The 22,523-nt window shown below is 60.2% G+C and carries 25 protein-coding genes; 10 read left to right on the forward strand and 15 right to left on the reverse strand.

Annotation, left to right across the window (positions count from 1 at the left end; genetic code table 11):
- Positions 1-67: 67 nt before the first annotated feature.
- Entirely contained in the window at positions 68-808 is a 741-nt protein-coding gene (locus tag Q8X48_RS09300; protein ID WP_407800413.1) for a hypothetical protein, read from the reverse strand.
- Positions 809-1,125: 317 nt separating this feature from the next.
- On the opposite strand from Q8X48_RS09300, the gene Q8X48_RS09305 reads away from it, so the two are divergent.
- The 4 genes from Q8X48_RS09305 (at position 1,126) to Q8X48_RS09320 (ending at position 5,035) form a co-directional block, all read left to right on the forward strand.
- Entirely contained in the window at positions 1,126-1,806 is a 681-nt protein-coding gene (locus Q8X48_RS09305; RefSeq protein WP_015094094.1) for a response regulator, read from the forward strand.
- A complete protein-coding gene (locus Q8X48_RS09310) occupies positions 1,803-3,128 on the forward strand; it encodes an ATP-binding protein (protein ID WP_126050076.1) in 1,326 nt (441 codons plus the stop codon). Before Q8X48_RS09305 ends, Q8X48_RS09310 begins: the two co-directional genes overlap by 4 nt.
- 197 nt (positions 3,129-3,325) lie before the next feature.
- Positions 3,326-4,726, forward strand: a complete 1,401-nt coding sequence (locus Q8X48_RS09315) for an aspartate aminotransferase family protein (RefSeq protein WP_407800411.1) — start codon at positions 3,326-3,328, stop codon at positions 4,724-4,726.
- An 81-nt stretch (positions 4,727-4,807) separates the two neighbouring features.
- Positions 4,808-5,035, forward strand: a complete 228-nt coding sequence (locus Q8X48_RS09320; RefSeq protein ID WP_015094098.1) for an MbtH family protein — start codon at positions 4,808-4,810, stop codon at positions 5,033-5,035.
- A 175-nt stretch (positions 5,036-5,210) separates the two neighbouring features.
- Here the strand turns inward: Q8X48_RS09320 and Q8X48_RS09325 are convergent, their stop codons facing one another.
- The 9 genes from Q8X48_RS09325 to Q8X48_RS09365 form a co-directional block, all read right to left on the reverse strand.
- Positions 5,211-6,113, reverse strand: coding sequence for a metal ABC transporter substrate-binding protein (locus tag Q8X48_RS09325; protein ID WP_407800410.1), 903 nt, complete (start codon positions 6,111-6,113; stop codon positions 5,211-5,213).
- Positions 6,114-7,013, reverse strand: a complete 900-nt coding sequence (locus Q8X48_RS09330) for a metal ABC transporter permease (RefSeq protein WP_126050082.1) — start codon at positions 7,011-7,013, stop codon at positions 6,114-6,116.
- Positions 7,013-7,858, reverse strand: coding sequence for a metal ABC transporter ATP-binding protein (locus tag Q8X48_RS09335; protein ID WP_407800407.1), 846 nt, complete (start codon positions 7,856-7,858; stop codon positions 7,013-7,015). Before Q8X48_RS09335 ends, Q8X48_RS09330 begins: the two co-directional genes overlap by 1 nt.
- Positions 7,855-8,781: a metal ABC transporter substrate-binding protein gene (locus Q8X48_RS09340; protein WP_407800405.1), complete on the reverse strand. Its 927-nt coding sequence runs from the start codon at positions 8,779-8,781 to the stop codon at positions 7,855-7,857. The genes Q8X48_RS09335 and Q8X48_RS09340 overlap by 4 nt, the downstream gene beginning before the upstream one ends.
- A 35-nt stretch (positions 8,782-8,816) precedes the next feature.
- Positions 8,817-9,389, reverse strand: a complete 573-nt coding sequence (locus tag Q8X48_RS09345) for a DUF6162 family protein (protein WP_126053006.1) — start codon at positions 9,387-9,389, stop codon at positions 8,817-8,819.
- Entirely contained in the window at positions 9,386-9,715 is a 330-nt protein-coding gene (locus Q8X48_RS09350; protein ID WP_095968110.1) for a hypothetical protein, read from the reverse strand. Before Q8X48_RS09350 ends, Q8X48_RS09345 begins: the two co-directional genes overlap by 4 nt.
- Positions 9,712-10,254: a thiamine pyrophosphate-binding protein gene (locus Q8X48_RS09355; RefSeq protein WP_407800403.1), complete on the reverse strand. Its 543-nt coding sequence runs from the start codon at positions 10,252-10,254 to the stop codon at positions 9,712-9,714. The genes Q8X48_RS09350 and Q8X48_RS09355 overlap by 4 nt, the downstream gene beginning before the upstream one ends.
- Entirely contained in the window at positions 10,251-11,453 is a 1,203-nt protein-coding gene (locus Q8X48_RS09360; protein ID WP_095968112.1) for a PepSY-associated TM helix domain-containing protein, read from the reverse strand. Before Q8X48_RS09360 ends, Q8X48_RS09355 begins: the two co-directional genes overlap by 4 nt.
- 239 nt (positions 11,454-11,692) lie before the next feature.
- Positions 11,693-12,151 carry a VOC family protein gene (locus Q8X48_RS09365; protein WP_095968113.1) on the reverse strand — a complete coding sequence of 153 codons (459 nt, stop codon included), beginning with the start codon at positions 12,149-12,151 and terminating at the stop codon, positions 11,693-11,695.
- Between the two features lie 263 nt (positions 12,152-12,414).
- Here Q8X48_RS09365 and Q8X48_RS09370 point away from each other — a divergent pair, with 263 nt between their 5' ends.
- From Q8X48_RS09370 to Q8X48_RS09385, 4 genes are all read left to right on the forward strand, one after another.
- On the forward strand, positions 12,415-12,684 hold the full coding sequence (locus Q8X48_RS09370) for a hypothetical protein (protein WP_007973410.1): 270 nt from the start codon (positions 12,415-12,417) through the stop codon (positions 12,682-12,684).
- Positions 12,685-12,785: 101 nt separating this feature from the next.
- Positions 12,786-13,400, forward strand: coding sequence for a LysE family translocator (locus tag Q8X48_RS09375; RefSeq protein ID WP_407800402.1), 615 nt, complete (start codon positions 12,786-12,788; stop codon positions 13,398-13,400).
- Between the two features lie 206 nt (positions 13,401-13,606).
- Complete coding sequence (locus tag Q8X48_RS09380) at positions 13,607-14,764, forward strand: cysteine desulfurase family protein (protein ID WP_407800401.1); 1,158 nt, start codon at positions 13,607-13,609, stop codon at positions 14,762-14,764.
- Positions 14,765-14,829: 65 nt separating this feature from the next.
- On the forward strand, positions 14,830-16,638 hold the full coding sequence (locus Q8X48_RS09385) for an aminopeptidase P family protein (protein ID WP_407800400.1): 1,809 nt from the start codon (positions 14,830-14,832) through the stop codon (positions 16,636-16,638).
- Here Q8X48_RS09385 and Q8X48_RS09390 read toward each other — a convergent pair.
- Positions 16,631-17,551 (reverse strand): LysR family transcriptional regulator, encoded by a 921-nt coding sequence (locus tag Q8X48_RS09390; protein ID WP_407800399.1) that lies wholly within the window; start codon positions 17,549-17,551, stop codon positions 16,631-16,633. The two genes, Q8X48_RS09385 and Q8X48_RS09390, sit on opposite strands and share 8 nt — an antisense overlap.
- 104 nt (positions 17,552-17,655) lie before the next feature.
- On the opposite strand from Q8X48_RS09390, the gene Q8X48_RS09395 reads away from it, so the two are divergent.
- A complete protein-coding gene (locus Q8X48_RS09395) occupies positions 17,656-18,654 on the forward strand; it encodes a zinc-dependent alcohol dehydrogenase family protein (protein ID WP_407800397.1) in 999 nt (332 codons plus the stop codon).
- On the opposite strand, the gene Q8X48_RS09400 is transcribed toward Q8X48_RS09395, so the two are convergent.
- Both Q8X48_RS09400 and Q8X48_RS09405 read right to left on the reverse strand, forming a co-directional pair.
- Positions 18,651-19,241 carry a 2-hydroxychromene-2-carboxylate isomerase gene (locus Q8X48_RS09400; RefSeq protein WP_407800395.1) on the reverse strand — a complete coding sequence of 197 codons (591 nt, stop codon included), beginning with the start codon at positions 19,239-19,241 and terminating at the stop codon, positions 18,651-18,653. The two genes, Q8X48_RS09395 and Q8X48_RS09400, sit on opposite strands and share 4 nt — an antisense overlap.
- A gap of 36 nt (positions 19,242-19,277) precedes the next feature.
- On the reverse strand, positions 19,278-20,006 hold the full coding sequence (locus Q8X48_RS09405) for an SDR family oxidoreductase (protein WP_407800394.1): 729 nt from the start codon (positions 20,004-20,006) through the stop codon (positions 19,278-19,280).
- Positions 20,007-20,098: 92 nt separating this feature from the next.
- On the opposite strand from Q8X48_RS09405, the gene Q8X48_RS09410 reads away from it, so the two are divergent.
- A complete protein-coding gene (locus Q8X48_RS09410; RefSeq protein ID WP_407800393.1) occupies positions 20,099-20,659 on the forward strand; it encodes a TetR/AcrR family transcriptional regulator in 561 nt (186 codons plus the stop codon).
- A gap of 14 nt (positions 20,660-20,673) precedes the next feature.
- Here the strand turns inward: Q8X48_RS09410 and Q8X48_RS09415 are convergent, their stop codons facing one another.
- Both Q8X48_RS09415 and rhtA read right to left on the reverse strand, forming a co-directional pair.
- On the reverse strand, positions 20,674-20,955 hold the full coding sequence (locus tag Q8X48_RS09415) for a hypothetical protein (RefSeq protein ID WP_407800392.1): 282 nt from the start codon (positions 20,953-20,955) through the stop codon (positions 20,674-20,676).
- Positions 20,956-21,129: 174 nt separating this feature from the next.
- Positions 21,130-22,017 carry a threonine/homoserine exporter RhtA gene (gene rhtA, locus Q8X48_RS09420; protein ID WP_407800390.1) on the reverse strand — a complete coding sequence of 296 codons (888 nt, stop codon included), beginning with the start codon at positions 22,015-22,017 and terminating at the stop codon, positions 21,130-21,132.
- Between the last annotated feature and the right edge of the window lie 506 nt (positions 22,018-22,523).

Here is a 22,523-nt window from a genome sequence, read left to right on the forward strand (position 1 = left end):
TGCACAATGTGCGGCGGCGATTAACCGATGATTAACCGCCGCGCAGATCCGCCACTGGCCCTGCAGCTCAGTCGCGTAACAGTCCTGGCCAAGTGACGTCGTTGACTTCGTATGGACCGTATTCGACTTTGTTTTCTTGAATGTTGTAGGTGATGTATTCGTTATCAGTCAGGAAGATATAGAGATGGCTGTCGGCAAGCGTTCGATCGTTTTGTACGGCCGTCATGATCCGATGTTTGTAAGGTTCCAGACCAGGCCATGTCGCATCGGTGATGGGTTCAAGTTTCAACTCGTGTATCCCCTCGTTAAAATGCGGGGGGCGTTGCGGTAGATTCCAATCCAGCAGCAGTGAATTACCATCGTTCATGAGAAAGCGAAACTTCCCGCTATTTCCCGGGGCAAAAGTACGCCACCATGTGCCTGCGACGATACGATCGAAATAGGGAAGTATCTTGCGCCATTCCGAATCTGCAACGCGGTAATTCCTTATGACCTTGTCATCGTCTTGATCGTATTTGCAAACCATTGGTGTATGGCCTTCGTAATAGAAAAGCCACAGGAAGTCTTCGTCGATACTCCACTGGCTTTCACTCAGCAGATTGGTAGTGGTGAACCCGAACCGCAGGTTCTTGGCATTGGAGTGAAAACTGTCCCAATTGCTGGGCTTGACTTCTGTGGGATAATCGTCAGGGACTTTGTTGTCGCCAATATCAAATCGAGTGTATGTGTTGCTGTCTTTGAAGAAGAAATAGAAGCGGTCTTTTCCGGAGCGCCAATCAACGGCAATAAACTCTTTTGGTTTTGACATGGTCTGATTCCTTTCAGATATTTGGGGTTTTAAAGTGGTTAAGGTTTTATGTGCGTTCTTATCTGGGTAAGCGTGAAGTTAGCTTGTTTTGAAGAGGGTTTAAATGTGTATTTGGTGGCTGTTTATTTCCTCTTTAAATAATGCCGTTAGATAAGTTTGAGGCAGTGCTGCCAAAATTGTTGTATCACGAAATACGCTGTCATCTAGGGCTGGGCTCGATCGAAATCACTCCCATGCTGTTCGTCAGCCAATGCCCTTGCCATAATTGCACCTTAATCCACCGCTGTTTGACTCATGTTTTTACCCATGGAGCTGTCATGCACGTACTGGTTTGCGAAGACGATGAGCTGATCGCCAGCGGCATCGTTGCCGGCCTGACCGCCCAGGGCTTGACCGTGGAGCATGTGGCCACGGCGTCCGCTGCCCGGGCCATGCTCAGGGTCGCGGAATTCGATGTCATGGTGCTCGACCTTGGGCTGCCGGACGAAGATGGCCTCAAGCTGCTGCAGCAGTTGCGCCATCAGGGCCTGGAGTTGCCGGTTTTGATCCTGACCGCGCGGGATTCGGTCACCGACCGCGTCGATGGCCTGCAAGCCGGTGCCGATGATTACCTGCTCAAGCCCTTCGACCTGCGCGAACTCGCTGCGCGCCTGCACACGCTGTTGCGACGGGTGGCGGGGCGCAGCGTCAACCTGATCGAACACGGCGCCCTGACCTACGATCCGAGCAGCCGCGAAACCAAACTCGCCGGCCAGCCGGTGGATCTCTCGCGTCGCGAGCAGTCGCTGCTGCAAGCCTTGTTGCATAACCGTGGCCGGGTGCTGTCCACCGAGCAACTGAAGGACAGCGTCTACGGTTTCAACGACGAGCTGGAAAGCAATGCCCTCAACGTTCATATCCATCACCTGCGGCGCAAGCTCGGCAATGGCATTGTCGAGACCGTGCGCGGTCTGGGCTATCGCCTGGGGCCAGCTGATGGCGGAGAAGAATCGAAGTGATGAGTCTGCGTTTGCGCCTGAGCCTGACGCTCGGCGCCGCTTTTGCGCTGATCTGGGCCCTGGCCGCGGCCTGGATGCTCAGCGATTTGCGCAATCAAATGATGTTTTCCCTCGACCAGCGCCTGGTGGCGTCGGCACGCATGGTCGCTGGCCTGATGGAGCAACTGCCACCCCTGCCGAGCAAGGGCGAGGGCACCCATTTCAGCGCCGAACAACTGAACATACCGGGTGGCATGGCGTGCCAGGTCAGCTCGCTGCGCGGTGAAATCCTTGCCCGCAGCCACACCGATCCGCAGCAGACTCTGGAGGCCGAGAAGCTGGGTTTTCACGATCAGATGATCGACGGTGCGCCGTGGCGCAGTTTCACACTGGCCCGGGGCGATCTGCGCATTACCACTGCCGACCGGCAGATTGAGCGTGAGGCGTTGAACATGTCGATCCTGCTGGCAGCTTCGGTACCGGTGGGCGTGGCACTGCTCGGTTGCCTGTGCCTGCTCTGGCTGGGCATCGGCCAGGGGCTGGCGCCGCTCAACCGCATGCGCGACGCCTTGATGCGCCGCAGCGCCGACTCCCTGGAACCCTTGCAGATCCAGCCATTGCCCAGCGAGCTGCAACCCTTGCTGGAAACCCAGAACCAGTTGCTCCAGCGTATCGGCAAGGCCATCGAGCGCGAACGTCGCCTGACCGGTGACGCGGCCCACGAGTTGCGCAGCCCGCTGACCGCCATCAAGACCCACCTGCAAGTGGCGCGCATGACCGACGGTAGCGCCCGGGACCAATCCCTGGCGCGCGCCGAAGAAGGGGCGGATCGCATGCACCGCACCCTCGAGCAATTGCTGTTGCTGGCGCGGGTCGAGGGCAGCCTGTCGTTTGACGACGGTGTGCAGTGCAACGCCGAGCAAGTGGCAAAACTGGCGATCCAGGATGCGGCGAGCGGTGATCGCCAGCGCATCAGGTTTCAGGCGCCGGGCAAGGTCTCCGCTGCGCCAGTACAAATGCCCGCCGTGCTGTCGATCGCCGCGCTGCGCAACTTGCTCGACAACGCACTGCGCCACACTCCCGCCGACAAAGCGGTGGAGTTGAGCCTGGAAACTACCGGCAATCGTGTGCAGTTCGTGGTGCGCGACCATGGGCCGGGGATTGCCGAAGAGGATTTGCAACACTTGACCCAACGCTTCTGGCGCAACGGCCATAGCACGGGTTGCGGCCTGGGGCTGGCGATCGTCCAGGCGATCGTTCAGCGTTGCGGTTGTACGCTGCATTTCGATAGCCGACCGGACGGCTTGCGGGTTGAGCTGACGATGCCGCTGCAACCAGCCTGAAAAACAGCACACCCCCTGTAGGAGCGAGCTTGCTCGCGATGGTCGATAACGATAACGCGTGCTTTCTGAATGCACGCGGTGTTCTTGAGTCCATCGCGAGCAGAGCTCGCTCCTACAAAGGTTTCCGTGTTACCGCCTAAATCCCTCAAGCGCTGATGCGTTTCCAGAACAGGAAAACCGTATTGAGGGGTCGAGAGATGTCAGTCGCTACCAGCCTTATCGAAGATCAGCCGGCGACGTCCGCCGAGACGCTTTATCAATTCAATGAATCGCCATTGCTGGCCCGACAGAGCCAGCAGGAATCAAACGCCCGCAGCTATCCGCGACGCATTCCCCTGGCGCTCAAGCGCGCCAAGGGGATTTATGTCGAAGACGTCGAAGGCCGCACGTTCATCGATTGCCTGGCCGGTGCCGGGACCCTGGCCCTGGGGCACAACCACCCGGTGGTGATCCAGGCCATCCAGCAAGTGCTGACCGATGAACTGCCGCTGCACACCCTGGACCTGACCACCCCGGTCAAGGATCAGTTCGTCCAGGACCTGTTCGGCCTGTTGCCGCCTGCCCTGGCCGCTGAAGCGAAGATCCAGTTCTGCGGTCCCACGGGCACCGATGCCGTGGAAGCCGCCCTGAAGCTGGTGCGTACCGCCACTGGCCGCAGCACTGTGATCTCGTTTCAGGGCGGGTATCACGGCATGAGCCAGGGCGCGCTGAGCCTGATGGGCAACCTCGGGCCGAAAAAGCCGCTGGGCGCCTTGCTCGGCAGCGGCGTGCAGTTCATGCCGTACCCTTATGATTATCGCTGCCCGTTCGGGCTGGGCGGTGCGCAAGGGGTGAAAGCCAACCTGAGTTATCTGGAAAACCTGCTCAACGACCCCGAGGCCGGTGTGCAGTTGCCGGCGGCGGTAATCGTGGAAGTGGTGCAGGGCGAGGGTGGGGTGATCCCGGCCGACCTGGACTGGTTGCGCGGTGTGCGGCGGATCACCGAAAAGGCGGGCGTCGCACTGATCGTCGATGAAATCCAGAGCGGGTTTGCCCGTACCGGCAAGATGTTTGCTTTCGAGCACGCCGGGATCATTCCCGATGTCGTGGTGATGTCCAAGGCCATCGGCGGCAGCCTGCCGCTGGCGGTGGTGGTCTACCGCGAGTGGCTCGACACCTGGCTGCCGGGCGCCCACGCCGGGACCTTCCGTGGCAACCAGATGGCCATGGCCGCCGGTTCAGCAGTGATGCGCTATCTGGTCGAACACAAAGTCTGTGAGCATGCCGCCGCCATGGGCGAGCGCCTGGCCGAGCACCTGCGCATTCTGCAACGGGACTTCCCGCAACTGGGTGATATTCGTGGGCGTGGCTTGATGCTCGGTGTCGAACTGGTCGATCCGACGGGCGCACTGGATGCCCAGGGTCATCCGCCGGCGTTCGCCCGCCTGGCCCCCCTGGTACAGCGCGAATGCCTCACGCGTGGCTTGATTCTGGAACTCGGTGGCCGCCATGGCGCGGTGGTGCGCTTCCTGCCGCCACTAGTGATCAGCGCTGCGGAAATCGATCAGGTGGCCGGGATTTTCGGCCGGGCCCTGGTTGCTGCCACCCGCGATCTGTAAATTTTTCGCGCTGCGTAACGTTCATTCTACATAACGGCTGCGCACACGGCGCAACCCGCCCAACATCGATGGAGAGACAGCATGACTTCAGTATTCGACCGCGAGGACATCCTCTTTCAGGTCGTGGTCAACCATGAAGAGCAATACTCGATCTGGCCCGATTACAAAGCCGTACCTCAGGGCTGGCGCACCGTGGGTAAAAGCGGGCTGAAAAAGGAATGCCTGGCCTATATCGAAGAGACCTGGACTGACATGCGTCCGTTGAGCCTGCGCCAGAAGATGGATGAGCAGGCGGCTGTGGCGAACTGATCCGTCACCCATAAAAGAGCCCGCTGAGCCGGTAAGGTCAGCGGGCTTTTTCATATCGGGATTTTGTGTTGTCTGTCAGGCCGCCTTCGCGAGCAAGCCCGCTCCCACAGGGGACCGCATTTCCAATGTGGGAGCGGGCTTGCTCGCGAAGAACGATAACGCGGTCCTACTGAGGTTACACACCACTAAGCCCCTTGATGACCAGACCCACATTCCCCTCCAGCTCTGCCACCGGATCCCCCGCATCGGTACTCAACACCACTAACCGGCTACCCGATTCGGTAATCACCGCTTTTACAGCATCCGCAGGCTGCCGGTGATGCAACACCACCGCCACGTCATTGTCCTTGAGCATCGCGCTCAACGCCTTGAGCGCTTCCGGCGTCCATTGCGCATCCGGTCGCGCATCCAGCCCCACCAGCTCCAGATTGAGCCCACCGATCAGGTAGCCGAAATGTTCGCTGAGGCTCATCACACTGAGGTTATCGGCCGTCGCCAGCTGTGCTTCGCTGTCAGCACTGAGCTTGAGCAAGCGTTGCTTGAGGGCTGCCAGGTTGGCGTCGATCTTCGGCTTGGCCTCGGGGGCCAGGCGTACCAGGTCCGCCGCCATCACGTCGGCCATGCGGCCCATGTTGTTACTGGAAAACCACGGCTGGCTGTTGAGGCCGTCGACCCTGTTGCCCGGCTGCACGGCGATGCCCGGCAGGGCGCCGTCCACCGGGCGGGCGGCATCGACTTCGACGATACGGATATTGCTGCGCCGGGAGATCGGGTACAGCGGGTCATCCGGCCATAGTGAACGCAGGCCGATCACCGCATCGGCATCCTTCGCCAGTTGGGCCAGCGCCGAGGCACCTCGGCCGGTGAAGTAGGCGGTCTGGCGGCTGCCGGGCAGATTGGCCGGCGCGGCGCGTTCGAGGCTGACATCGGTGCCTTTGAGCAACACTTCACCCAGACCATAAGTGATCGGCAAAGAGGCCAGCACGCGCAGAGGTTTGCCGTTGTCTGCGGCGAAGGTCGTGGCGGTCAGCCCGCACAGGACCACCGCGAGGGTCAGTTGGCGCAGAGTAAAAATCATTTATCCAAGGTTCCCTTTCAGGCTGGGGACGATGCCGCGCGCAATGGCGGCCAGGGCGAAGGCGATACCGGCCACGAGGATGATCGCGGCACCGGACGGAATCGGCAGGTCGAAGATGATCGGCGCGAGAATCCCGCACAGCGTGCTGACGGTGGCGATCAACACCGAACACCAGAAAAAGCCCTTCAGCGATTGGCTGAGCAAACGCGCCGCCGCTGCCGGAATCACCAGCAGCGCGCCGACCAGAATCGCCCCGATGACCTTCACCGCGGCGACGGTGATCAGCGTCACTAGAATCACGAACAGATAATCCAGGGCCTTCACCGCCACCCCGCGCACCGCTGCCAGTTGCGGATTGAAGCTGGCGAGCATGATGCGGTTGTACAAGGGCAAAGCCAGGGCCATCACCAGCGAACCGACGATGGCCAGCACCAGCAGGTCATTGCCGTTGACCGTCAGCACCGAACCGAACAGCACGTTTTCCAGGATGTGCACGTTGATCTTGCCCGCCAGAATCAACAGCAGGCTGGCGCCCAGGGCGAGCGACACCGAGAGGAACACGCCGATCAAGGTGTCCGGTGCCAGGCCGGTGCGGTTGCGCAGGTAGTTGAGCAGAATGCCGAACAGCAGGCAGTAGCCGAACAGACTGCCATAGGGACCGGTGTAGGGTTCGCCGAGCAAAATGCCGATGGCCACGCCGGTCAACGCGGCATGGCCGACGGCTTCGGAGAAAAACGCGAAGCGCTTGACCACCACCAGCGTACCCAGGCCGCCCAGCACCGGGCCGATCAGCAGCCCGGCGAGCAGCGCATTGACCACAAATCCATAGGCCAGCGCCTCGGGCAGATAACCCGACGATGCCCAACCCTGGACCATCAGGCGAAAAGCTTCGTAACTCATCAGGCAAGGCTCCGTGGGTGAGTCGAGAACAGCGTCAGCAGGCGCTCCGGCGTCAGTGCCTGTTGCGGCGTGGCGTCGAACAGCACGCGGCGATTGAGGCCGGTGACGTGATCGGCCAGGCGCCCGACCGCTTCCAGGTCGTGCTCGATCCACAGCACGGTGATGCCCGCCGCTCGCCAGTCGCCGAGCAGACGCTCGAACACCTGGATCCCGGCCTCATCGAGGGCCGACATCGGCTCGTCGAGTACCAGCAGTTGCGGAGGCGGAATCAGCCCCTGGGCCAGCAACACCCGCTGGCGTTCGCCGCCGGACAACGCACCCATGCGGCGCTTGCGCTTGTCCTGCATGCCGACCCGTTCAAGGGCCTCGCCAATCGCCGCCGCGTAATGTTTGCTCAAGCCGAGAAAGGCCGGGCGACGCTGGCACATGGCAGCCATGAAATCGTCGACGGTCATCGGCAAACCCCGGTCGAACTCCAGCGCCTGTGGCACGTAGCCAATGGTTCCCGGCTCGCCCGACCACTGCAGGCTCAAGCGGCCCTGATGCGGCATTTGCCCGAGCAGGGTCTTGATCAGCGAACTCTTGCCGCCGCCGTTGGGGCCAACCAGCGCATGTACGCTGCCAGGGCGGACCTGGAAGGTCACCTTGTCGAGGATCGTCGTGCGGCCCAGCGTCAGGCTGACGTCGGCAAAATCCAGGGTCGGTCCCAAAACCTGTGGGAGCGAGCTTGCTCGCGATAGCGGTGTGTCATTCAACGATGATGCTGACTGACCGGACGCCTTCGCGAGCAGGCTCGCTCCCACAGGGGACTCTGTATCGGCCGGGATGGTTTCTTTCGATGTCATGCCCCCGACTCCTGAATCGCCCGCACCACGGTGTTGAGGTTGCCGGTCATTTCCTTTTCGTACTTGTCGGCGGTGTATTCGCCGTAGGAAATATGCGACAGCGGATACAGCTTCACGCCGGATTCGCGCTGGATGGTGTCGACGTAAGTGGAGGGAAAATCCATCTCCGAGAAGATCACCTTCACGTCCAGCTCACGCAGTTGGTCGATGGTCTTTTTCAACTGGCTCGGGCTCGGCTCGATGCCGTGGGCCGGCTCGACCACGGCTGTCACTTCCAGGCCGAATTCGCGCAGCAGGTAGTCGTAAGCGGCGTGTACCGTGGCCACGCGCAACTCGGCGTTCGGCGCCTGGGTCAGTTTGGCCAGGGCATCGGCGCGCATCTTGCGCAGGCGCTTGCCGTAGGCGCGGGCGTTCTCGGTGTAGGTTTTGGCATTGGCCGGATCGAGCTTGCCCAGCTCCCGGGCGATGTTGTTGACCTGGGCGATCGAAGCGCTGATGGACAGGAAGGTGTGCGGGTTCACCACCTTGCCGGCACCGCGGGCGGCAACGCCGGTGGCGGCGAGCAGCGGCACGTTTTCATTGGCTTCGATCACCGGCACGTTGGGGGTTTCGCTGGCGGCGATCATGCGGTCGGCGAAATCATCATGGCCTACGCCGTTGAGCACGATCACGTCCAGCCCGCTGATGCGCTTGATGTCTTCGGCGCGGGGTTCGTAGGCATGCGGGTTGAAACCGGCCGGAATCAGCGGCACCACTTCGGCCTTGTCACCGACGATGTTCGCCACGTAGCTGTAATACGGGTGCAGGGTGATGCCGATGCGCAGGCGCTTGGCTGCGTCGGCACTGGCGAAGGATGGCAGCAGGCAGGCCAGCAGGCCGATCAGCAGCACGCGCAAGATAGAACGTTGAGATGAAATGGGCATGGGAAAGCGGTCTTCTCTCGGGTGAGGGCGAGGGTTCAATGCCGGTGCTGGCGGGTCACGCCGGCATCGAATTGCGCGACGATCTGTTGCCAGCCGGCGCTTTCGAGCGCGCTGTCGCTGAGGTCGGCCGGAGCGGTGAGCGTGCCGGCGCGGTTGAGCCAGATGTCCGGAGCGTCATCGGTGGCGGTCAGGCGCATCAGGAACGAACCGGCGACCGTCGGCGTCTGGCTCTGGCCGAAGTAGGCCTTGGCGTTGAGCAATTGCCAGGCATGGCTGCCACGGCTGACGGAACTGGCATCCTGGGCAAACGGGGCAAAACCCTCGTCGGCGAGGGCCTCGGGGGGCGGCAGGGTTTGCTGTTCCTGGCGCAGCAAATGAATCTCGTCCAGCGTCACCCGCAAATCGGCGTAGATGCCTTGCTCGGCAGCGCTGAGGTCGCGGCGCGCATCCAGTTGGTGGCTGTTGATGCTGCTCACCTCATGGGATTCCCCGCGCCAGAGCACCACCGAACCTGCGACCGCAAGGATCATCAGGCACAGCAGCAGGACGTAGAGGGTTTCGTGGCCGGCACCCGCCGGGCGCACGACCTGGGTCGTTGAAGTATTCATGGCGCCTGGATGTCCGCCTGGTCGATTTCCACCACGTGACCGGGGCCTGCGTCGAACAGCACGTAGAACTCGGCGCCGGGTTTCTTGAACGTCAGGGTCGAGTCGGCTCCGAGTTTGCCAGGCACCAGAATGGTTTCGTCGTAGCCGATCACATCGAGGGTCACGCCCGGTGCGCCACTGCCGTCGGAAAAACCACCGGTGCATTTGATCTGCTCGGCGTCGATGGCCTTGCATTCGCACATCGGGTTATGGGCCAGGGCGCTGGCGCTGAAGCCGGCGCAGAGCAGCAGCAACAGGGTGTTGAGTGGACGAAGCGGGTTGATCATGGTTTGCCTCCTTGTTTGTTCAGCCAGGCGATGGTGGCGGGGGAGGCCTGGCTCAAAGGAATGGATGCCTGATGCATGGCGCCGTCCCAGCCTTCCATGGTGATCCACAGCTCGGCGTCGGCCGTGGTCTTTTCCGGGACGGGCAGTGAAGCGCCCATGCGGTACGGCGCGCCGAAGAAAATCACGCCGGCGGCGCGCAGGCTGCGGGGTTTGCCGATGCGCAGGTAAGTGGCCTTGACCTGTCCGATACAGGCCTCGCACAGTGCCGCGTTGAAACCTTTCATGTAGCCGGCGGGGCCGTCGAGCGTGGGTGCGGCGTTGCGCAATTCCGCCAGGCGCAGGCTCCAGGGGCCGACCTGGACTTCGCCGACTTCGCGTTCACCCAGGCCACTGTCGCCGCGCATCAATGCTTCATCCGCGAAGTACTTGGGCATGAAACCGAGTGGAATCAGCAGCAACAGGACGTTCAGGTGAAAGCGCCATTTGTGCCAGAACACGCTCAGGCGCGAGGGTTGTGAGACCGCAATGTCTTTGCTCACAGGTTGGCCTCCGATGTTTCCTTGCGGGTGGCCGGTTGCGCCGCGGCGCTGCGCGGTGTCCTGTTGCTGCGCTTGAAGGCATTGGCCGTGGCCAGTGCCGTGCGCTTGGTCCAGATCAGCAAGCCGCTGAGCACCATCATGCTCAGCAACAGGCCGAAGAACGCCCAGATCAGCTTGATCCACAGGCCACCGAAGTCGCCGGTGTGCAGCGGGCGCATGGACTCGGTGACGAACTCCAGGGTCGAGCGGTCGGAAATCAGGCGCGAGGCGGCTATTTCGCCGGTGTAGGGGTTGAGGGTCGCGGTCTGGAACATCAGTGGATACCAGCCGCGTCCCCCGACATCCAGATGGCTGTAGGCATTGCCCGGCAGGCTGACGAAGCTGGCTTCCAGCCCGGAGATTTTCTGCGTGGCGATTTCAATCGCGCGATCAAGGTCGATACGCGGCGGGGGCGACCCATCGGGCGACAGCGGCACCGCTTCGCGGGACATCGCCGGAATGATCTTTTCCGTGGAGATGGAAATCTGGTTATCGAACAGGAATGCCTGGATCAGGAACCAGGTGCCGGTGATGGAAATCACCGCGATGAACCAGATCGACCAGATGCCGCTCAAGCGGTGGAAGTCGCCCCAGAAAATCCGCGCGCCGTGGCGAATCCGCAGGGTCGGGCGGAAAAAGCCTTTCCAGAAGCGTTTGTAGACCACCAGCCCGGTGACCAGCGAAGCCAGCAGCGGCAAGCCGAGAAACGACACCAGGTACCAGCCCCAGCTGTAGCCGTTGGTGAACGGCACCAGCCACCAGCCGTGCAGCGCCCGGGTGAAGGCGCGGAAGTTGAACTCCGGCGCGACGCCCTGGATCACGCCGCTGTATGGATTGACATAAATCACCACCGAGCGTCCGTCGGGATAGCTGACTTCGACATCCAGCGCGAAGTGCGACTCGTCGGGCCGACTGATGCTCTGCACCACGGTCTGCGGCTCGGCCTTGTTGATGGCCTCGATGACCTGCTGATAGCTGAGCAGCGGTGCATCGTCCGAGGGTTGGCTGGCGCGCATGGGCGGGTTGGCCAGCCAGACGATTTCCTGGCTGATCACCGCCAGGGTGCCGGTCACGCAGACGATCAGCACGAAAAACCAGATCGGCAGCGCCAGCCAGCTGTGGACCAGGAACCAGATTTTTGAGCGGGATTTCTTTGACATATTGAAGGTCTTGCCTGGATGAGAGGCCGCTCGGCTGCGGGCTTCGCAGGGATGAGCGCCCTGAAGGTCCAGTCGTGGCTTTTGCCTACGCGACAGGACTGCATCTAGGTAAGACGGATGAGCAAAGGAAATCCCGAAAGAGAAAATGAAAGTAAATGTTTCGCATTACCAGAAGAGTGGGGCGGGGCCCCTGTGGGAGCGAGCCTGCTCGCGAAGAGGCCCGCTCCGGCATCGAAGATTCAACCCTGCTGAAACATTTCCTTCGCCCGTTGTTCAATCTGTTCCTGAGTCAGGTCTTCCTTGCGCGTCGCCAGGAACCACAGATGCCCGTAGGGATCCTTCAAGGTCCCCGAGCGATCGCCGTAAAACTGATCCTTGACCTCCGATACAACGGTGGCACCGGCATCGATGGCCTGTTTGTAGGACTTGTCGACATCCTTAACGTACAAATGCAGACCCACGGACGGCGAATTGTCCGGGTTGCTCAGCGGTCCTTGATCGCACGGTGTGCCCAGCATGATCGGGCAATCGCCGATGCGCAGTTCGGCGTGACCGATGCCACCATCGGGCATGGCCAGGCGCATGACCTCAATGGCGCCGAAGGCTTTCTTGTAGAAATCGATGGCTTCGGCAGCTTTGTGGATGCCCAGATAGGGGGTGATGCTGTGATACCCCTCCGGAATGGGTTTGACACTCATGATGGATCTCCCTGTTCTTGTTATGTGAATGGAAAGTACTTGCTTCGTTGTGCAGCCGATTAAATATAGGCCAGCCGCTTTCGCCTCACCGAGCGCCCGACGAGCAGCCACGCCACACAAGTGCCATCAGGTAGGCTCCAGCGCTGATAAGGACAATGATCGCCATTTCCTGATAGCCACTATTGAAAGCGTTGATTTCTGCTACCCGGGAGGCGCGGGTAGCCTGTGTTCATTGCCTCGAACCAGTCGCCAGGACGCCAGAAATGAAACCGATGATCGCCACTCTGCTGATGCTCGCTGTCTCCGTACTCGCCGGATGTGCCAGCCATGTTTCCCCGGAGCTTCGCCCTTACACGGCTGAAGAAAGCAAGGAACTGGCGCTGGAGGCGCTGAACCGCCGCGGATTGTCCTTCGACGAATACCACGCGAAAAAAGCCGAACTGCTCGGCCAGCCGCAAAAGTCGTTCAGCTACGACAACCAGGGGGAAATGAACGCCGGGCGATCTGTACAGCTTCACGGTCGTCCAAGCTGAGGCAAAACTGTACTGCTCCAAGTTTCGCGTAACTGTCCATGGGTTTCGCCTAAGGTGTGCGATAGGGTCAACACCTGACCGACCCTGACGGACTGCCACCCATGACGCTCTCACTCGACCTGCTGCTGGGCTTTGCCCTGTTCGCCCTCGTCACCTCGATCACACCCGGTCCGAACAACACCATGTTGCTGGCTTCCGGGGTGAACTTCGGCTTCAACCGCACGATTCCGCACATGCTCGGCATCACTTGTGGCTTCTTTGTACTGGTGGTGGCGGTCGGTTTCGGCCTTGGCGCGGTGTTCCAGGCTTACCCTTTGCTCTACACCGTGCTGCGTTACGTGGGGGCGGCGTATCTGCTGTATCTGGCGTGGAAAATCGCTCATTCCGGACCGGTGTCGGAGGGTCAGCAGAGCGAGGCGAAACCGATCAGCTATCTGGGCGCCGCCGCGTTCCAGTGGGTCAACCCCAAGGCCTGGATCATGGCTATTGGCGCCATCAGCACCTACACGCCGATGCAGGGTTACTTCACCAATGTGATCGTGATTGCGGCGGTTTTTGCCATCATCAACCTGCCGAGTGTCGGTGTCTGGGCCGCTTGCGGCACGCTGTTGCGCAATGTTCTGAAGGATCGCCGCTGGCTGCGCCTGTTCAATTGGGGCATGGCCGTGCTGCTCGTGGGTTCGCTGTATCCGCTGCTGCTCGAAAGCTTTGGCTGACGCATTGCTTCAACCAGTTGCCCGATGCCTGTTAAGCTGACTTTTCAGGAGCGTTCCTACGCACTATTAAATGAAGTAGTCCTTCTTTAACGGCATCCGATCAGGTATTGGTAGCGTTCTGAAAACAGCGCGCAGCTCACAAGGCTGCGCTTTGCCGTTTGCAGTCACGAGCTTCCTGATCCCGGAACACGCTCTGCGAGTCTTTTATGAATAAACGTCCGTTGTATTTCGATTACGCCGCCACCACGCCGGTGGATGAGCGGGTCATCAAGGTGATGGTCGAGTGTCTGGGCTTTACCGGCAATTTCGGCAACCCGGCCTCAAGCTCTCATGTCTTTGGCCAACAGGCCCGACAATCGGTGGAGCAGGCGCGACGCCAGGTCGCCGAACTGGTCGGCGCGACACCTGAACAGATCGTCTGGACCTCAGGCGCCACCGAATCCAACAACCTTGCCCTCAAAGGCGTAGCCCAGGGGCGCGGCACTGGCGGTGGCCATATCCTCACCAGTCAGATCGAACACAAGGCCATTCTCGATACCGCCAGGCAACTGCAGGATGCCGGTGTCGCCGTGACGTACCTGGTGCCGGATGCCGATGGGCTGATCACCGCGCAAGCGGTCAGCGAAGCCATGCGCGAGGACACTTTCCTGGTGTCGCTGATGCTGGTCAACAACGAACTGGGGACGCTCAACGATGTTCCCGCCATCGGTCAGGTGGTGCGTGAACGCGGGGCGTTGTTCCATGTCGACGCCGCACAGGGCGCGGGCAAAGTGGCGATCGACCTCGGACAGTGGCCGGTGGACCTGATGTCGTTTTCTGCGCATAAACTGTACGGCCCCAAAGGCATCGGTGCGTTGTATGTCGGTCCGCGTGCCCGGCAACGATTGCAGGCGCAGATCCATGGCGGCGGGCATGAGGGCGGTCTGCGTTCCGGCACCCTGGCGACCCATCAGATCGTGGCCATGGGCTTGGCCTTTGCACTGGCGGCCGCTGCGTTCGATGAAGAGAAAGCCACCATCGTGCGTTTGCGTGAACGCTTGCTCGAGCAATTGCAGGGCATTCCCGGCGTGCGTCTCAACGGCAGCCCGACCCGGCGCATTCCCCATACCCTGAGCCTGACCTTCTCGGAAGGCGAGTTCAACCCGGCGGCGTTGCTGGCCTCGATCGCGTTTTCCGCGACCTCGGCGTGCAATTCCGCGAGTAATACCCCATCCCATGTGCTGCTGGCCCTGGGGCATGATGCCCGCTCGGCCGGCCGCACCATCCGCTTGAGCCTCGGGCGTTTTACCACCGAGCAGGACATCGACCAGGCGGTACAACTGATCAAGACAGCCTGCGCCAGTGCTCCGGCATTCTGGCAATAGGGCGACGAAGCGCCGACGCTGATCGGCACTCAACAATAATGATGAAGTGGTTAGCAGGAGACACGATGAATACGCAGCTTTCGACCAATGGATCGGTGCCCCAGCGCTTGGCGCAAACTCGCGAACTGATGAGCCGGGAGGGTATTCACGCCTTGCTGGTGCCGTCGGCCGACCCGCACTTGTCCGAGTACCTGCCGGGTTACTGGCAGGGGCGCCAGTGGTTGTCGGGTTTCCATGGTTCGGTCGGCACCCTGATCGTGACCCCGGATTTTGCCGGCGTCTGGGCTGACAGCCGTTACTGGGAGCAGGCGACCAAGGAACTCAAGGGCAGCGGCATTGACCTGGTCAAGCTGCAACCGGGTCAACCCGGGCCACTGGAATGGCTGGCCGAGCAAACCCCCGAGGGTGGCGTTGTCGCGGTCGATGGCGCGGTCATGGCCGTGGCGTCGGCACGGACCCTGGGCGCTAAACTTGAAGAGCGTGGCGCCCGTCTGCGCACCGACATCGACCTGCTTGGCGGAGTCTGGAGCGACCGCCCAAGCCTGCCGAACGAACCGATCTATCAGCACCTGCCTCCACAAGCGACCGTCAGCCGTGGCGAAAAACTCGCCAAACTGCGTGAAACCCTTCAGGCCCGTGGCGCCGACTGGCATTTCATCGCCACCCTCGATGACATCGCGTGGTTGTTCAACCTGCGTGGCGGCGATGTGTCGTTCAACCCGGTATTCGTTTCCTTCGCCTTGATCAACCAGCAACAGGCCACGCTGTTTGTCGCCCTGAGCAAGGTCAGTGCTGAACTGCGCGCCATCCTTGAACAGGACGGCGTGACCTTGCGCGATTACAGCGAAGTCGCTGCCGCTTTGCGCGCCGTGCCGAGCGGCGCGAGCCTGCAAGTCGACCCGGCGCGGGTCACGGCGGGGTTGCTGGACAACCTCGACAGCGGGGTGAAACTGATCGAGGGCCTGAACCCGACCACCCTGGCCAAATCGCAAAAAAGCCTGGCCGATGCCGAACACATCCGTCAGGCCATGGAGCAGGACGGCGCAGCACTGTGCGAATTCTTCGCCTGGCTGGACTCGGCGCTGGGCAATGAGCGCATCACCGAACTGACCATCGACGAAAAACTCACCGCTGCCCGTGAGCGCCGTCCGGATTATGTGTCGCTGAGCTTCAATACCATTGCCGCCTACAACGCCAATGGCGCGATGCCGCACTACCACGCCACCGAAGAGGAGCACGCGGTCATCGAAGGGGACGGTCTACTGTTGATCGACTCCGGCGGCCAGTACCTGGGCGGCACCACCGACATCACGCGGATGGTTGCAGTGGGCACCCCGACCGATGAGCAAAAACGCGATTGCACCCGCGTGCTCAAGGGCGTGATTGCTTTGTCCCGCGCGCAGTTCCCGAAAGGCATTCTGTCGCCGCTGCTCGATGCCATCGCTCGTGCGCCCATCTGGGCGGAAAGTGTCGACTATGGTCATGGCACCGGTCATGGTGTCGGTTACTTCCTCAACGTCCACGAAGGTCCGCAAGTCATCGCCTATCAGGCTGCACCTGCCCCGCAAACGGCGATGCAACCGGGCATGATCACGTCCATTGAGCCGGGCACCTATCGTCCGGGCCGTTGGGGCGTGCGGATCGAAAACCTGGCGATGAACCGTGAGGCAGGCAAAAGCGAATTCGGTGAGTTCCTGAAGTTCGAAACGCTGACCCTGTGCCCGATCGATACCCGTTGCCTGGAAACCTCGCTGCTGACCGAAGAAGAAAAACAGTGGTTCAACGCCTATCACGCCGAAGTGCGCGAACGCCTGAGCCCATTGGTCGAGGGTGCGGCCCTTGAGTGGCTGAACACTCGTACCGCGGCTATTTGATTGCTTTCAATTCGGGCGCTGTCTCCAGCGCCCGGCTCATGTAGTCAACAAAGGCTTTGACCCTGGCGGATTGGCGACGATTCGCAGGGGACACGGCATGAATCGGTAGCGACTCTGCAGTGTAGTCCTGAAGAATCGCCGTCACTCTTCCGGCTTTCAGATCCTCGCTGAACAACCACACCGGCGACAGCGCAATCCCCAATCCCCCCAGCACCAGTTCGCGGATCGCCTCGGAATTGTTGCTCTGCGCATTGCCTTTGATCCGCACCTCATGACGCTGCGCATCTTTTGTGTAAATCCACAGGTTTTGACTGCTCAACAGGTTGAACATCAGGCAGTTGTGCCTGCCCAGTTCCTGCGGTGTTTGCGGTTTGCCGTATTGCCTGAGGTAGTCAGGTGATGCGACGGTCACCCGATGGGTCGAACCTACAAGGCGAGCGATCAGGCCACTGTCGTTCAGGGCGCCGATCCGGAAGGTGACGTCCAGCCCTTCACTGACCAGATCCTGGTTCTGATCGCTCAGTTGCAGGTCTATCTGCACGTCAGGGTAGCGTCTGAGAAAGTCCGGCAATCGGGGAGCGATCTGCAAGCGGCCGAAACTGACCGACGAACCGATTTTCAGAGGACCGGCCACCTTTTCCCGGCCGGACTGGAAGCTGTGTTCTGCCGCATCCACGGCAGCGAGGATGATCCGGCATTCGTTGTAATAGCGCTGACCTTCGTCCGTCAGCGATAGCTTGCGGGTACTGCGGGCAATCAGCTTTCCGCCCAATCGGGTTTCCAGCGCTTGCAGCACCTTGCTGATGGTCGGCTGACTGGTCTGCAACTCCCGGGCAACGGCGGAGAAGTTGCCACGCTCGACCACCCGTACGAATATTGCCATTGCATTAAGTGTGTCCACGGAATTTCTCATTGATGCTGTGCAGGCATGATCACTATAGCGATATGGCGTCTTATCGGCATGAATAGGGCGGGGCAAGATTGACCCTGTATTCACTTCTGATGGGAGATGGCGAAATGACTGATTCACTGAACATGCGCGCTCTGATGATCGACTCGGCCAATGCGCCGTTACGCCTGGTTTCCATCGCGCGGCCCGTGCCACAGGCAGGGCAGGTATTGGTCAGGATCAAGGCCAGCGGTGTGAATCCACTGGATGGAAAAATCCGCTCCGGGCAAGCGGCCCATGCGAGGCAACCACTGCCGGCGATTGTCGGAATGGATCTGGCCGGGATTGTAGAGTCGCTGGGCGAGGGTGTCAGTGGCTGGCTGCCGGGGGATGAGGTGTACGCCATGGCCACGGGTATTGGTGGTATTCAAGGTTCATTGGCCGAGTACGCGGCGGTCGATGCCCGCCTGTTGGCTCGCAAACCGCACAACCTGAGCATGCGCGAAGCGGCTGGATTGCCACTGGTGCTGATCACCGCTTGGGAAGGTCTGGTGGACCGGGCTCGCGTTCGATCTGGGCAGAAGGTATTGATTCATGGCGGTGCCGGTGGCGTCGGACACGTCGCCGTGCAAATCGCCCGCGCTTTTGGCGCCAGGGTTTTTGCCACCGGCTCGGCCGGGCAACAATCGATCATCGAAGGGTTCGGCGCGACGTTTATCGATTACCGCAAGTCTTCGGTCGAAGACTATGTGGCCGAACATACCGCCGGTGAGGGCTTCGACATTGTCTATGACACAGTGGGGGGCGAAACGCTGGATGCGTCATTCAAGGCTGCCCGGGTGTATCACGGTCATGTACTCAGTTGCCTGGGGTGGGGCCAGCACAGTCTGGCACCGCTGTCCTTTCGCGGGGCGACTTATTCCGGTGTCTTCACCCTGCTGCCACTGTTGACGGGCCAGGGGCGCGAGCATCACGGCGAGATTCTGCGCGAGGCGGCGGGGTTGATCGAGGCGGGCAAGCTCGTGCCGTTGCTTGACCCGCATTCGTTCACGCTGGAGTCGGCAGAAGCCGCCCATGCACTGCTCTTGTCGGGAGCGGCAAAGGGGCGGTTGGTCATCGAGGTCTAACTCAGGGCTTCGAGCACGAAGTCCAGCCGATCCTGGCCGAAGTACAGCTGGTTGTCGACAAACATGCTCGGAGCTCCGAATACGCCTCGCTGTACGGCTTTTTCGGTATTGTCCTTGAGCGCCGTCTTGATTTCTTCATCGGCGGTCAGGGCCAGTACTTCCTGTGGGTTAAAGCCGTTTTCGCTGAGCACTGCCGCGACGGTTGCCGGTTCGTCCAGGCTGCGACCCTCTACCCAGATGGCATTGAACAGGCAGTCGAGGAAGGCGGCAAAGCGTTCCGGATGGCGTAACTGCATGCCTGTTACGGCGCGCATGAGCATCAAGGTGTTGATCGGGAAGTGCGGATTGAACTTCAGGGGCACTCCGTAGCGTTTGGCGTAGCGGTCCAGGTCCTGAAACATGTAGCGGCCCTTGGCCGGGATAGTCGCCGGAGAGGCATTGCCGGTGGCTTTGAATACGCCGCCCAGCAAGAGCGGAATGTAGACCAGCCGGGTATCGGTCTGTGCGCAAATCTTCGGTAGCTGGGTATAGGCCAGATAGGTGGCGGGGCTGCCGAGGTCGAAGTAGAACTCCACGGTTTTGCTCATGTTCAGGGCGCTCGTCTTATTGTTGTGTGTGGGCGATTACCAACGTTCGCTCCAGGGGCGAAGGTCCAGCTCGAAGGTCCAGGCATCGCGGGGCTGGCTGTGCAGGTACCAATAGTTTTCGGCGATATGCTCGGGATTGAGGATGCCATCCTGATCCTTGGTAGCGTATTTCTCGGGGAAGCTTTCACGGATGAAATCGGTATCAATGGCACCATCGACGATGACATGGGCAACGTGAATATTCATCGGTCCCAGCTCCCGGGCCATGCTTTGCGCCAATGCCCGAATGCCGTGCTTGGCACCGGCAAATGCCGCGAACCCGGCAGCGCCACGCATGCCTGCAGTGGCGCCGGTGAACAGGATGGTGCCGCGCTGGCGCCTGGCCATGCGCTTGGCCACTTCACGGGCATTGAGAAAACCGGAAAAGCAGGCCATTTCCCAGATCTTGAAATACTTGCGGGCGGTTTCTTCGAGAATGCTGCACGGCACGTTGGCGCCGATGTTGAAGACAAATGCTTCGATGGGGCCGATCTGGCTTTCGATCTGCTCGACCAGCGCGATCACGTCTTCTTCTTTACGTGCATCACAGGCAAATCCGTGGGCTTCGCCGCCATCAGCCTTGATGGCCTCCACCAGTGGCTGGAGCTTGTCCGCGCTACGGCGGGTGACACAGGCGACAAACCCTTCCTGGGCAAACCGCTTGGCAATGGCGCCGCCCGTGGCATCACCTGCACCGACGACCAATACGACCTTCTTGTTATTCATGGGTTGATCCCTTTAGTAAACGATCGTTAACTAAACGAACGTTATGCTATGATTCGACAGACGTCAAGGTGAGCAACTCAGGGGGAAGGGCAATGCGTTATTCGGCCAATCACAAGCTGGAAACCAGGCAAAGGCTGCTTGAAAGCAGTGCGTTGTCGGCCAAGAAGTCCGGTTTTTCCACGGTGGGCGTGGACGGGCTGATGAAAGCCATTGGCCTGAGTGGTGGGGCCTTCTACAGTCACTTCTCGTCGAAAGATGAGTTGTTCGCAACCATTGTCGAACGTGAGTTGGGTCAAAGTCTGGCGCGGCTGGGGGAAGGACAGGATCGTGACAAGCTTGAGCGCTGCCTGAAAATGTACCTGAGCATGTCTCACGTCGAAAATCCGGAAACCGGTTGTGCGTTACCGGCGTTGGGGGCGGAAATTGCCCGTTCCGATGTGAGTGTCCGCCAACAGGCAGAGCACTGGATTTGCCGCCTTCAGGAAAGTTGGGCGGGTGTCCTGCAAAGCGACAGCCTGGCGTGGTCGATTCTGTCGCAATGCATTGGCGCGTTGGTCGTGGCGCGCATGTTGGCTAGCCCGGATGTCCAGCGCACGGTGCTGAAGTCCAGCTACGAGGAAATCGGCCGTCAGATCGCAAGTTCGGGAGCCTGACGCGACGGCCCTGCCTATTTGCAGATGACAATCATGCTGCGGCTGGCATAACCCGCGGGATTGAGGCCAAACGGATAATCACCGGGCTCCTCCACGGAGTCTCCCGACTTGGCGATGACCTTGTATCCCTTGGGTGCACAGGAGTTGGCAGCGCTGGCGTAGCACTTGTCCCAGGACGAAGACAGTCCGGAACAGTTGATGTGTAGCCCTTTCTTGCCGTGCTTGATCTGTGTTTCGGAGGTCGCTGCGCAGCCCGCAATTGCAAGTACGGCGATCAGTATCAAAAATCGTTTCATTACTGTCCTTAAAGCGTCCCCGGATCTTGTGCCCGGGTCTGGCGGCGTTCGCGTTCGCTTTCGCTTGAAGCGTACCGATATCCCTTTCAGAAATTGTCCATGGCATGACTCTGGGGGCGGGGCTAAACATGGCCTAATTGAGCGGCAAATACCAGACCTGTGTCATATCTGCTATCAATCTGCCGCGACTGCCGGCCTGGTGGCATTGCCCATGGTCATGGTTGCACCGACGGAGGCCAGAATGATGCACATGATTGCCATCCACTGCGACAGTGAGAGGTATTCATGAAGGAACAGCAAGCCTGACAACGCGCCGAAGGCCGGCTCGATGCTCATCAGCGTACCGAAGGTCCTGGCAGGCATGCGGGTCAGGGCGACCATCTCCAGGGTGTAGGGGAGGGCGGTGGACAAGACGGCGACGCCGAGGGCTATGGGGATCAATGAAGGGGTCAGCAAAGCGGAGCCAGCATGGACAATACCGATAGGGGCTACGAAGAGCGCAGCGATCATTACCCCCAACGCGGCGGTTTGCACGCCATTATCGGCCCCCGCTTTTTGCCCGAACAGAATGTACAGTGCCCAGCAGACTCCTGCCCCCAAAGCATAACCGGCGCCTACCAGATCGATTCCTGCGCTCGCTTCTCCAGTCGGTATCAGTAGCAGCAAGCCGACGGTGGCCAGGGCGATCCACAAAAAGTCGATCGCGCGACGCGAGGAGTAGATCGCCACGGCCAATGGGCCGGTGAACTCAAGCGCCACCGCGATGCCCAGCGGTACGGTTTGCAATGACATATAGAAGAGGAAGTTCATGCCGCCCAGTGCCATCCCGTAGACGATGACGGTGCGCAGGGACCTTGCGGTGAGTTTTGCCCGCCATGGGCGCAGTATCAGCATCATGATCACACTGGCAAAAATCAGCCGTAATGTTGTCGTCCCTTGAGGGCCGACAACCGAGAACATGCTTTTGGCCAGGGAGGCTCCGGACTGGATCGACGCCATGGCGATGAGCAGCAGCCCAACCGAGAGCAGGGTAGAGGTTAGGCTGCGAGGCTGATCATTCATTAGGTGGCATCGTCCGAAATATGGGGATCAAGGGCGTTTCTATTTGTGTTGTGCAATATACTGCGCATTCTCCGCAGGCACGTCTATCTATAAGCAGTGTTTTTGCACATATCGATAGAAAACCTGAATCAGTGCTTGACGGCAGATTTCAGATGTCTATAATTCGCCCCACTTCCGGCGCAGTCGAAACGGAAAACTTCTTTGTAAACAAAGAGTTATGCAGTTTTCGGCAGCAGGTTGCTTCAGTTTATCGAAGCGCCAGGGAAGTTGAAAAAGAGGTGTTGACAGCAGCGAGTAACGCTGTAGAATTCGCCTCCCGCTGACGAGAGATCGAAAGCGCAAGTGGTTGAAGTTGTTAAGGATTCCTTGAAAACTTCTGAAAAAAATCACTTGACAGCAAATGAGGCTGCTGTAGAATGCGCGCCTCGGTTGAGACGAAAGATCTTAACCAACCGCTCTTTAACAACTGAATCAAGCAATTCGTGTGGGTGCTTGTGGAGTCAGAC

The organism is Pseudomonas sp. QLc11A (assembly GCF_052112305.1).
Taxonomy (GTDB): domain Bacteria; phylum Pseudomonadota; class Gammaproteobacteria; order Pseudomonadales; family Pseudomonadaceae; genus Aquipseudomonas; species Aquipseudomonas laurylsulfatiphila.